The 11,732-nt window shown below is 61.3% G+C and carries 7 protein-coding genes; 4 read left to right on the top strand and 3 right to left on the bottom strand.

The window, feature by feature from the left end:
- Position 1 precedes the first annotated feature (1 nt).
- Positions 2 to 217, bottom strand: coding sequence for a hypothetical protein (locus tag OR16_RS19240; protein ID WP_006159619.1), 216 nt, complete (start codon positions 215 to 217; stop codon positions 2 to 4).
- Between the two features lie 121 nt (positions 218 to 338).
- On the opposite strand from OR16_RS19240, the gene OR16_RS19235 reads away from it, so the two are divergent.
- Together OR16_RS19235 and OR16_RS19230 are read left to right on the top strand one after the other, a co-directional pair.
- Positions 339 to 1,322, top strand: a complete 984-nt coding sequence (locus tag OR16_RS19235) for a helix-turn-helix transcriptional regulator (protein WP_100227932.1) — start codon at positions 339 to 341, stop codon at positions 1,320 to 1,322.
- Positions 1,323 to 1,423: 101 nt separating this feature from the next.
- Positions 1,424 to 3,532 (top strand): TonB-dependent receptor domain-containing protein, encoded by a 2,109-nt coding sequence (locus OR16_RS19230; RefSeq protein WP_043420331.1) that lies wholly within the window; start codon positions 1,424 to 1,426, stop codon positions 3,530 to 3,532.
- A gap of 673 nt (positions 3,533 to 4,205) precedes the next feature.
- Here the strand turns inward: OR16_RS19230 and OR16_RS19225 are convergent.
- Positions 4,206 to 5,099 carry a LysR substrate-binding domain-containing protein gene (locus tag OR16_RS19225; RefSeq protein WP_006159615.1) on the bottom strand — a complete coding sequence of 298 codons (894 nt, stop codon included), beginning with the start codon at positions 5,097 to 5,099 and terminating at the stop codon, positions 4,206 to 4,208.
- A 159-nt stretch (positions 5,100 to 5,258) separates the two neighbouring features.
- On the opposite strand from OR16_RS19225, the gene argH reads away from it, so the two are divergent.
- Positions 5,259 to 6,782, top strand: a complete 1,524-nt coding sequence (gene argH / locus OR16_RS19220; RefSeq protein ID WP_006159613.1) for an argininosuccinate lyase — start codon at positions 5,259 to 5,261, stop codon at positions 6,780 to 6,782.
- Positions 6,783 to 6,813: 31 nt separating this feature from the next.
- Positions 6,814 to 7,776, top strand: a complete 963-nt coding sequence (locus OR16_RS19215) for a Bug family tripartite tricarboxylate transporter substrate binding protein (protein ID WP_006159612.1) — start codon at positions 6,814 to 6,816, stop codon at positions 7,774 to 7,776.
- A gap of 291 nt (positions 7,777 to 8,067) precedes the next feature.
- On the opposite strand, the gene OR16_RS43570 is transcribed toward OR16_RS19215, so the two are convergent.
- Positions 8,068 to 11,709, bottom strand: a complete 3,642-nt coding sequence (locus OR16_RS43570) for an autotransporter outer membrane beta-barrel domain-containing protein (protein WP_237717119.1) — start codon at positions 11,707 to 11,709, stop codon at positions 8,068 to 8,070.
- Positions 11,710 to 11,732: the final 23 nt, after the last annotated feature.

Raw genomic sequence — 11,732 nt, 5'->3', positions numbered from 1 at the left:
GTCAAAGCCCGAGGCTCCTCCAGTACTCGCCCTGCAGCGCGACCGGCTGGATGCGAGCGGTGCCGGCGGAGTTGCGGACGCTGCGGCCTGCCAGATCGGTGACGGTCTCCTGTGCCTGCGCTGCGCTGAGCGCGCAACACAGCACCACCGCGCAGATCCGCAACAAAAATTTGCTTGTCTTTCTCACGCTCACCTCGATAATGCTAATGATTCTCATTTAATTCTATCCTGAAAGGGATGTGCGATGTGGCGCCGTTTGTTTGGCAAAGCAACGAAATGGTTTGCGCTGCCCCGCCGGATACGCGGCCGGCGCCGCCAAGCTCAAAAGGGTAGGCAGCATGGATGCGCTCGAAGACCGTCTTCCTGATCCCAGCAAGCCAGGATTTGCTGCACACATTGCCAAGATCCGTGAAGTGCGACCAGGCCTGCAAATGCACGCCGATGACGCGACGGACGAATTCGATGGCACCGCCTCCGGGCGCTGCGCCCCCGGCCTACACCTGGTGCTGCTGCTCGAGGGAAATCTGGACCTGTCGTATGGCAACCGGCGCGTGGTACTGACGACCGCCTGCCCACGCAGCGCACACGAGATTTCCCATGGGTGGCCGAGCTGCGCTCAGGCATTCCTGATGAACGCCATCGAGCCCGAAACCTTCAGCCGTCGAATCCATAGAGGAAACTATGCGCGACGACTTAGTTTCGTCATCTCCGACCAATGGCTGCAGCACCTCCAGGAGGCCAGTTGTGCGGCGATGCCGGCGCGCTTGCGTTCCCTGCTGTCCTCCCACCTGCTGGCGCAGCCTTGGCAACCTACGCCACGCGCGATAGCCCTGGCCGAGCAGATCGTCCGACCGCCTGCCTATGAACCGATCTTGCAGGCCATTTACCTGGAAAGCCGCATGCTGGACTTGCTGGCAGAGGCATTAGCGCCGCCCCGGGGCAGCCAGAGCATCATCCACAACATTGCGCAGACGAATACGACAGGCCTTAGCCCAAGAGGGTATTGCCGCATGGCGGAGCTGCGGGCATTCCTTAGCGGTGCGGCAGCCAACCAGCTTTCGCTCGAGGATATGGCGCGCCAGATGGGCATGAACGCCAATACCATGCAGCGGCAATTCCGTAGCGCCTACGGCACGACCATCTTCGACTTCTTGCGCGAGAGCGCCCTTCAGCGAGCCCGGCTGGCGCTGGAGCGCGATGCCCTCAGCATCAAGCAAGCGGCGGCACTAGCCGGCTACACCAGCCCTGCAAATTTCGCCACTGCCTACAAACGGCGTTTCGGGGTAACACCGAAACTTGCCCAGCGCAGCGGTCAGCGTTGAAGACAGGCGCGCAAACAAGTTCGTTTCTTGCGCAAACACTTCGCATGCTTTCAACCTAGATAATGCAAACGCGAATGCATCTCATTACCTAAATTGAAATCATGTCACATTCCTTACCCTGTTTTGCCCTCAAGTCCGCGGTGGCTGCCGGCGTCCTGGGTGCATCCAGTGCCTGGGCGCAGATACAGCCGGCGAAGCCATCAGATGGCGACGTAACGCTGGGGACCGTGGTCGTGACTGCCAGTCAGCGCGAGCAGGCCATCCAGGAGGCCCCGGCCAGCATTTCCGTGATCACTCGCAAGGACATCGAGGCCAGACCATACAACTCGCTGGCCGACATCATGCGTTCCGTGGAAGGCGTCAGCGTGGTGGGCGCCGGCCCGAACGACCAAGACATCGCGATCCGCGGAATGCCGGGCGAATACACGCTGATGCTGGTGGACGGCAAGCGCCAGAACACCCGGGAGACGATGAATCGGAGCACGGCCGGCGTTCAAGGCAATCTGCTACCTCCGTTGAGCGCGATCGAGCGCATCGAGGTGGTGCGGGGCCCGATGTCGTCCCTGTACGGCGCGGATGCGATGGGCGGCGTGATCAATATCATCACGCGCAAGGTCCCCGAGACATGGGGCGGCACAGTCACCGTCGGCGGCGTGTTGCAGCAGGAGAAAAACCAGGGCGACACCCGGAGCATCGATTTCTGGGTCGGCGGCCCGGTCAAGAAAGATGTGGTCGGCTTGCAGGTATCGGGCAAGGCGTTGCATCGCGGCGAAGACAATATCTATTACCCGCTCAATGGCACCAGCGGGGCAAACGGTCAACGCGACCTCAGCTTTGACGTCAAGCTGGCGGTCAAGCCGGCGCGCAATCAGGATTTCAGCCTGAACGCGGGACGAGAGCAACTGACCTATCTCAGCACGCCTGGACGGAGTATCGCGGCCGCAACGCCACGCAATGCGCCGACGACCATCGTCGAGACTCGCCATGCACGCGAGTACTGGGGCGTCACGCACGATGGGCGATGGGACATCGGCAACTCCACCTTGTCCCTGTATGGAGAGCGGGGCACGCAGGACCAATGGACGGCATCGGGCCAGACTCCGATCAGGCCCGCCATCACGGACACGGTGCTCGAAGGGAAGCTGGAGGTGCCATGGGCAGGAGAACGCAATATCCTGACCGCGGGCGGTCAGCATATCTGGGCCCGGCTATCCGGCGTGGGAAGGCAGGATGCGGTACCGAAGGGCCATGCGCCGAATTCGGACAACATCAAGCGCGATGCCTGGGCCCTGTTCGGCGAGAACGATTATTTCGTCAACAGTAGATTCACGCTGACCACCGGCGTGCGGCTCGACCATGACGATCGATATGGCAGCCATGTCAGCCCGCGCATTTACGGCGTATACAAAATCAGTCCAGCATGGACGATGCGCGGCGGCGTGTCCTCCGGCTTCAAACCCCCTACTTTGCGTCAGAGCACCGCTGGCTATTGCATGACAACTGGCGGCGTGGCGGGCGCTGTCCCCGGCACCTTGTGCGGAAACGCGAACCTCAAGCCCGAAACCAGCCTCACGCAGGAGCTGGGCGTGCGTTACGACCAGGGCAGGAGTCAAGTCAGCCTCACCCTATTCAACAACCTGCTCAAAAACAAAGTAACCAGCTACGACACAGGGGTCGCTGACCCCAACTCCCCTGGCCGCAATATCTACGCGTACAACAACATCGACAAGGTCAAACTGTACGGCCTCGAACTTGGCGCCGGCACACATCTGGCCACGCAATGGAAGATCTCCGGGTCGTACACGATGACCCAATCGCGACGCGAGGGCAAAGCGGAAAGAGCATTCAATGGCAGCTCGCTGAACGGTTACCCATTGGATAAGACACCAAAACACAAGCTCAATATGCAGGTGAATTGGACACCCCTGCCCCAGTTGAATCTCTACGCCGACATCAACTACATCGGCAAGGAGCAATGGGCAGCATTCCGCAATGGCGCCCAGGGCGTACGCGAAAGACCCTCCACCACCACGCTCGATCTAGGCGGCATGTATCGCATATCCAAGAATCTCGCGATCAATTTTGCCGTGCTGAACCTGACCAACAAGATGGTGCCCGTGGACGAGCGTAGTCGCGCCAACGGCTTGAGCGGCAACTGGATGGTGGACCAAGGCCGCCGCTTCGCGCTGAGCCTGACAGCTCAGATGTAAAGAGCTTCTATCGCACACACGATCTGACTTCTGATGATTTTTTTAGTGACGCGATCCAATCAGATTGTTCACATGCGGGAGGCCACCAAAGATGTCGAACTTGTGATCGCCATGTTGCGAGACGATGAGGCGTCGCATCAAGTCTGGCTGGATGTCGATAGTGGTGCGCTCGCGGGTATGGCATCCGACACTGTCGCTGATCGTTAGGGCAGCCTCAGTATGCATCCAACATCCCTTAGACTGACCATTACGACCGCCGAGAGCTGAATGACCGGAAAGGGACGAGTAGATGCCTGTCGGAGACCAGCGCTCCCACATCAACGCCTTCTGGGTTTCCGAGTAGTAGATCCGCCGTCTTTGCTTCATTTGCAACACCCCGCTCACAGAGCCTCTAGGGTGTTGCATCGACCGGTTGAATCCACAGCCATTTTCGGTCGGTCAACCAGGCAAACCAATGACCGTACCGGCCGACGAGAAGGCGATCGGCAACGTCAGCTTGGATGACCGCTCACAGCCGCTCGCCGGACCTGCGGCAGGCGGAGGCCAGCGGGCCGCAATTAAGACCCGCGTGGATTCTCGGCGCCGCAAGCGCCTATCCAGTGCCGCCTTTAACCGGCAATCGATAATACGGACTTCCCAATCTGCTGTCGTTGGAAAACCACTGGTCCAAAAATCAGTCTATTGAATGTCTTAGGGCCTCGAAGCTACGGCGCACACAGTCTGTTAGTCGATTCGCCAGGAATCCCACTGGAAAATGGTCCGATGTCACGGCGTAGCTATTGAACGGAACCACTTCAGAAAAAGGGATCTCGACAACATTTTGCATTCGAAGCGCTCGGGAATCTATCGGACTTACGATAGACGAGCCGAGGTCCTTGCTAACCATCGTGCAAATTGTCGAGGCGTATGGCGTCTCGATAGAGAGATGCCTGAGGTCATTAGGGAAATGACGATCTATCTGGTTTCGGTTTGGGCTACCCATGGGCAGCGATATGAAGTGTTCATTCTCAAAATCGCTTGGATACACGACATCATGCGCGGCCAGCCTATGCGAACTATTGACAATTACCACACCCCGAGCAGTATTGATCAGTTCAAAATCCAGGCTCGGCAAATCAGTGATAATAGAGCAGAATCCAACATCACAAAAACCAGTCGCCGTCCATTTTGCGACGACATCGGACCGCCCCAGATTAACCACAATCGGTATGTCTGGAAACATACTCCTGAAAATCTGAAGGGCGTCCGGCAACACGCAGTGTGCAATCGAGCCTACCGCGCCAACGCGGAGCAAGCCGGTCCCTCGGCGGCGAATCGAATCCGCGCTTTCTCCCAGGGACTCCAGGCCGAGAAATGCGCGTTCCACGTCGGCATAAAACGCCTCCGCTTCCGCCGTCGGGACCAGCCGCGTCCCGATTCGTTGGAATAGTGTGAACCCAACTGTCTGCTCCAGGAGCGAGATCCATCTACTGACATTCGGCTGAGAGGTGTGGAGGAGTCCGGCTGCCGTGGTCATCGAACGCGTCGTCATCACGGCCCTGAACGCCTCGACTTGCTTGAAGTTCATGTGAGGTCCTCAAAAGCACACATTTTGGCCGATCCGCTCCGGCCGCGCGCACCGGATCCTATCATATCAATTTTGTATGAATAGCAGTAAAACGCTGATTTGACGCATGGTCCGCCTCATTCCAAACTTGTCGTACCCTATTAACAGAGTGCTGCCATCATGGAATCGAAAGTTAGCCGCCGACTCAAACAACCTCCCGCGAAAGAGGTTATTGATTACATTTTCCAGCCCCGCACGACCAGGGAATTCTTCGCGAAAAATTTCGCGATTCTGACTCAAATCAATTTCTCTCACCTGTTGATGCTTAACGACCAAGGCATTCTCGACCGGGAGACGTCGATTCAACTGGCCAATGCTCTGATAAAGATGCAGGAGGACGGCCCCGAAGCGGTTGAGCTCGACGCAGCGCGAGAGGATGCTTATTTCAACTACGAAGCTCATCTGATTAGGCTGGTAGGTCAGGACATCGGTGGTCGCTTGCATACGGCACGCAGTCGCAACGATATGGGCGCCACCAACGATCGTATTCGCGCTCGTGATTTCATTCTACGCATCAGTCGGGCATTGACCGATGTCGCTGGCGCTGCGGCGGCGCAAGCGGAGAGGTTCGCCACCTATGTGATGCCTGGCTACACGCACATGCAGGCTGCGCAGCCCATCACCTATGGGTACTATCTGTCGGGACTGGTCGATGCCTGGTCCCGGGATATTGATCGCCTCATGCACGTCCTGGAAACGACAGACAATTGCCCACTTGGCGCCTGTGCCTTGGCCGGCACCTCGTTCCCCATCGATCGGGCGTCGACCAGTTCGCTGCTGGGCTTCTCCCGGCCCATGGCGAACTCGCTGGACGGGGTTGCATCACGCGATTTCGCATTGGAACTGAGCGCGGTGCTCTCGATCATGATGATCACTTGCAGCCGGATGGTGCAGGATTTCTACATCTGGTCGACGCCGGAGTTCGGATTCCTGTCGTTCCCCGACAGCATTTCCGGCACGTCCAGCATCATGCCGCAAAAGAAGAATCCGGTCGTTCTGGAGTATCTGCGGGGAAAGACATCCTATCTGATCGGACTGACGTCGGCCGCACTGACGGCAGTCAAATCTACCCATTTTTCGCACTCGGGCGACAGTAGCCGGGAAAGCACGAGGACGTGCTGGGAGAGCTGCGAGGAGGCCGTAAAGGCTCTCGAACTGATGAAACTGCTTGTGGAACGCGTTGAGCCAAATCGGCTGCGCATGGCAGACCGTGCGGCGCAGGACTTCTCGGCTGTCACCGATCTGGCAGACCTGCTGGTCCGAAAAGCCGACCTCTCGTTCCGAGACGCGCATCACATCATTGGCGCTGTCGTTCGGCAAGCGCTTGATCAAGGAATCCCTGCTACGGGGATTACTGTCCAAATGATCGATGCCGAAGCGCTCGAACAGGTGGGGCGAAGGGCCTCCCTATCGGAAGACGATATCGGCGAGTGCCTGGATCCGGTTCGCAACGTTGCCGCGCGCCGGTCGTATGGCGCACCGGCTCCGGATGGCGTCCTCCAGCACATTGGCGAGCAAAAGCGCTCACTCAAACAGAAGACAGATGCAATCGATGCGGTTGGTCACCGGCTCGTCGAAGCACAAACGTTGTTGGAACGACGTACCCGCGCGCTCGTTTCCCCTGAGTCCGAGCAAGGCGCGTAGTTCCTACGCCTATTCACCGAGGAATCGAGCGATGTCCAAGTTCGTCGTAGTTCTCGCCTTTGCCATGGGTGTCGTTTCGGCAGCAAACGCTGAAACCTACCCGGACAAACCAATCAATCTCGTAGTGCCGTTCGCGCCCGGCGGCACCGTCAATCTCACAGCGCGCCTTCTTGCCACACGGATGTCGGCAGTGTTGGGGCAGCCGGTTGTTGTCGACAACAGGGCCGGGGCCGGAGGGAACATCGGAGCCGCCTACGTTGCGCGCGCGAAATCCGATGGCTATACGCTCTTGTACGCAACGCCGGCAAATCAAGTGATTCAGCCACTGCTATCCAAGAACCTGCCTTTCTCGCCGTCGAGAGATTTCAAGCCGGTCGCGCTATTTGCTACCGTCCCAAATGTGTTGGTGGTGTCAGAAAACACCCCTGCCAGGAATATGGCCGAATTGCTGCGGTATGCCAAGGCAAATCCCGGAAAGCTGAACATGGGATCGGCCGGGATGGGGTCGGCAAACCACATGGTCGGCGAACTATTCATGCTCAGGACCGGCACGGCGTTCACCCATGTTCCCTACAAAGGTGCTGGCCCTGCTACTGCGGATCTCCTGGCGGGTCAGGTACAGGTGCTCTTTGTCAATCTCCCAACGGTGCAACCCTATATCAAGCCGGGCAAGGTTCGCGTACTAGCCATTGCGAGCAAGGAGCGAAGCCCGGCGATTCCTGACATTCCGACTTTCGACGAGTTGGGTATCAAGGATGCGAACACAGAATCGTGGTCTGCCCTGATGGCTCCGGCTAATACGAGTCCGCAAGTGATCAAGAAACTCCAGGACACCGTGATCTCGATTGCGAACGACAAGTCCACGATCCAGCAATTGGCTGCTCAGGGCGCACGCCCTTTGCCAGGTACGGCTGCGGACCTCCAGAAGCTGATCAATGAAGACACCAAGCGTTGGACTGAAGTCATTCAGCATGCGAAGGTCCAGATTGACTAGCCGCCGCGGATGAATCTCTTCGGCATCGTGCTGATGGGTTAAGCACGCGGTATCACTAAGTCTAGGGACCACGCCTGCGGCATTGCAGGCGTGGTCAGCCGCGTTTTCCGACGACGCCCGTCCCATCGAGCAAAGATCAACACGCAGCGCGGCACGGAATGCCTTGCGTAATCCTGAGATGTGTCAAAGAAATGCATGGCCTTACCAACAAGTGTTCGACTCCGGCCGTTTGCTTCGCTTCGGAGAGTCTTCTGCTGCACTTCGAACAACCATGTCGCGGCGCCGCACCCATCAGAATCGATAATTGAGGCCCAGCTTGAAGGTTTGCGCCGAGACATTCCCCGTACGGATCAGCGTGTCGTAACTCGCCTGCAAATCCAGCGACTTGCGCAGCGGCAGCGCTAACGACAGGCCGGCGCTCAACATGCCACGCGACGACGTCGCGCCCGGGATCACGAAACCGGTGCCGTCGGCGGACGTCACCGCCACCTCGCGGCCCGTCCCCAGCGTCTCATAGGCATACCCCAGGCGCGCCTCGATCAGCGCTGGCCGCTCGGCCTGCATGAGGAGCGGGTAGCCTACGGTCAGGCCCACATACGGCTGCAGGCTGCGCAGGTTCTGCGCTCCCACCGTCAGGCTCTGGCTGGTGGGGCCGGTTTCGCTGAAGGTCTGCCCGTGGAAATACTGGTAGCGCACCCCCGCGCGCGGCGTGACCACCAGCGCGCCCGCCGGCAGCGGCACGGCGGCCTGCACGCCAGCATGCAGCTCCTGCCCATGGGCGCTGCCCTCGGCATTGCCCAGGCCGGCGAAGGACCGTTTGGATGACAGGAAGTCATAGGCATAGCCCAGCGTGCCCGCCAGGTTGACAGGGCCTAACGCGCGGCCGCCATAGCCGGCCACGCGCAGCGTGTCGAGCGAGCCCCTGCTGCCCGTGCCATCTTCGGAGACATCCCCGTGGCTATAGCCGGCCGCGACACCCAGCGTCCAGTCGCCAAGCGGGTGGTCGAGTCCGGCCAGGAACCCGTAGCGGCGGTCGTCGTAGCCGGGCGCGTCGTGGTTGCCGTCGACCCGCGTGATGTTGCCGGTAGCCTGTGCCCAGCCCTGCTCGCCCGGCCTCGCACACTGGATGGGCCAGGCAGGCGCATCCGCGCATGCCCCACCGAGCCGATCGAGAAGCACGCCATTGATGCGCTGGCCTTCGCGAACGACGGCCGAGCCCAGCGCGCCGAAGACGGTCGCGTTGCTCGGAGCGACCACCATCGGGTTGGCCGCGATCAAGGCAAGCTCGACCGCGCCGGCGCCCATCGCCACGCTCTGGGTGAACCCTTGCGGCGTATTGCCAGTGACCGTTGCGAATCCGCCGTTGACGGCGCCGGCATTGATGATGCGGTAGGTCGTTGTCCGGTATGTGCCCGGGCCATACAGGAGCGACAGCGTGCCAGCCAGCGAGGCGGTACCGCCCACGGTCAGCTGCGAGGCTGCCGTGGGACTGACATCGATCATCAGCTTGCCGCTGGGCGCCTGCGCGTAGTCACCGGCGACGCTGAGCACGCCGATGGAGCCCCCCGGCCACACGGCGCCGTAGTTGGTGACGCTCGCGCCCACGGTCCCGTGGCCGCGCAGCGTGCCGTTCGGGTCGACCAGGACATTGCCGGCCACGCGGGCGGTCGGATGGCCTTGGTCACCGACTTCGAGCGTGCCACTCTTGACCGTCGTGTCGCCGGTGTAGGTGTTGGCGCCTGTCAGCGTCAACGTGCCGGTGCCGGACTGCACCAGCGCGCCGTTACCGGAGATTGTGCCGCCGAAGGTGATGTTGTCGCTGCGGTTGAAAGCCAGCGTGCCTTTGTTGACGACATTGCCCGTGATGGCGCCAGAGGTACCGCCGTTGCCGACCTGCAGCGTACCGGCGTTGATCGTGGTGCCGCTCGTTGAGGCCAGCACGCCCGTCAACACCATCGTGCCCGACGACGAAGACAGGTTCACGCTGGAGCCGGAGACATTCCCGCTCAGCGCCATGCCGGCGCCGGAAGACAAGCTGACGGCGCCGCCGCTGAGGTTGCCATCGGCGCTTAGCAAGCCGCTGCCGGCACTCAGCGCCAGATCGCCGGTACCGGTGGTGATGCCGCTGGCGGGAAGCGTCAAGGCGCCGCCTGCGGTCAGACTGACATTGCCGTGATTGCTGCTGGTCAAGGCCGCAACGTTGAGATTTCCGGAACTGGCTAGCGACACCCAGCTGCCCGAAGCCGACACCGCGCCGCCGAACATGTTGCCGGCGTTGGTCAGGATGACCGCGCCACTGCCTGCATTGAGCGCGCTTGAACCGCTGATCGACAAGGCGCCCGTCTGGCTGATATCGCCCTGGCTGGTCGCGTTGAGTGCACCGCCGACAACCCCCGTACCGAGATTGAGGCTACCGCCACTGGTCGCCGTCAACGCGCCGGTGTTCACCGAACCGAGGGTCAATGCGCCGCCGCTGGTCAGTTGCGCGTTGCCGCCGGCCAGGTTCACCGCACCGATGAATACGTTGCCGGCATTGCTCAGGGTGATCGCGTTGCTGCCCGCGTTGAGGGTCGTCGCTCCGCCAACGATCCATGAAGCGCTCTGGCCGATGCTGCCGCCTGTGGTGGTGATCGACAGTGAGCCGGTGACGTTGATTGTGCTGCCCGCGCTGAACGTGCCACTTGTGGTAGTCACGCTGTTCAGCGCCGTCGAGGCACCTAGCGCACCGGCGAAACTGACGGCGCCCATCGTCGGTGCGGTGAGATTGTGTGCGCCGTCCACGGCCGAGTTGAACGCGATGTTGCCGCCGTTGGTGTCGGACGCCGCCACATCCGCGCCCAGCGTCACCGCGCTGTTGTAGGTCTGCCCTCCGCCGGTCGTCACGTTGCCGTTCAGCGTGGTCGCCACGCTGTCGGTCAGCGAGCCGACGCCCACGGTGCCGAGCATCAGATGGTCGCCGCCGGTGTTGTTGCCGGTCGCAGTCAGCGCGCCGCTGCCGGAAATGCTGCCGGAAATGGTCAATGCGTTGCCGTTGGTATTGATCGTCGTCGCGCCGTTGACGATCAGTGCGCGACTGCCGGACGAGCCGCCGGTGACATTCAACCCGAGGGCACCTGCCGTAATCGTCGCGGTAGCGCCGGTCGCCACGTCCACAGCACCGTTCAGGACGGAGCCGCTGTTCAGCATGAGCGAATTGGTGCCGCTGGTGAATGTGATGGCGTCAGCCTGCGTATGACCATCGCCCGACATGCCGCCAGCAATCGTACCGCCGTTGATAACCGTGAGACCGGCGCCGATGACCCCGGCTCCTCCTGCGCCGGTGACCGTCGACGAGCCTCCGAATCCGGCGCCTCCGCCATTTCCGCCGATGATGACACCCGAATTGACGAGGATGTCGTTGCTACCGGAAACCTTCATGCCCGCGCCGCCGTCGCCGCCGCTGGCGCTGGCGGTCGAGGACGCCGTTCCACCATCCTGGCTCAATCCGCCACCGCCACCACCGCCGCCCGCGACGGTCCCTGCGTTATTGAGTGTCTGAACGCTGCCCGTCCACGAGACGCCCGCTCCGCCGACGCCGCCGTTGGCAACATTGTTCGTGACGAGACTACTCATACTGGCTCCGCCGCCACCACCGCCACCGCCTACGATCGTGCCTGCCGCGGCATTCGAGTAGTTGCCGCTCGTCCCGCTCAGGGACAGGCCCGTGCCGCCGGCGCCCCCGTTGGCACTTCCAGCCGTGCCGCCGCCAAAGGCACCGCTCGTCCCGCCGCCGCCCCCGCCGCCACCTACGATCGCGCCGGTATTGCCACCACTGCCGCCAGCGCTGGCCGAGGACGCTCCGGCAGCGCCGTCTTCCGCGGCCGTGTTGGTACTGTCCGAGGCTAGTGATGTACCGCCGCCTGCGCCCCCTGTGCCGGCAAGCGTTCCGGCCATGCCGGCGCTGCCTCCAGTCAAAT

Source organism: Cupriavidus basilensis OR16, from assembly GCF_000243095.1.
Lineage (GTDB): Bacteria > Pseudomonadota > Gammaproteobacteria > Burkholderiales > Burkholderiaceae > Cupriavidus > Cupriavidus basilensis_D.
This window is presented reverse-complemented; position numbering and strand designations above follow the sequence as displayed.

Excerpts from the sequence above, each read along its gene's own strand:
- OR16_RS19235 (WP_100227932.1), top strand. The coding sequence starts at position 339 with ATGGATGCGCTCGAAGACCGTCTTCCTGATCCCAGCAAGCCAGGATTT.
- OR16_RS19230 (WP_043420331.1), top strand. The coding sequence starts at position 1,424 with ATGTCACATTCCTTACCCTGTTTTGCCCTCAAGTCCGCGGTGGCTGCC.
- argH (WP_006159613.1), top strand. The coding sequence starts at position 5,259 with ATGGAATCGAAAGTTAGCCGCCGACTCAAACAACCTCCCGCGAAAGAG.
- OR16_RS19240 (WP_006159619.1), bottom strand. The coding sequence starts at position 217 with ATGAGAATCATTAGCATTATCGAGGTGAGCGTGAGAAAGACAAGCAAA.
- OR16_RS19225 (WP_006159615.1), bottom strand. The coding sequence starts at position 5,099 with ATGAACTTCAAGCAAGTCGAGGCGTTCAGGGCCGTGATGACGACGCGT.
- OR16_RS19215 (WP_006159612.1), top strand. The coding sequence starts at position 6,814 with ATGTCCAAGTTCGTCGTAGTTCTCGCCTTTGCCATGGGTGTCGTTTCG.
- OR16_RS43570 (WP_237717119.1), bottom strand. The coding sequence starts at position 11,709 with ATGGCCGGAACGCTTGCCGGCACAGGGGGCGCAGGCGGCGGTACATCA.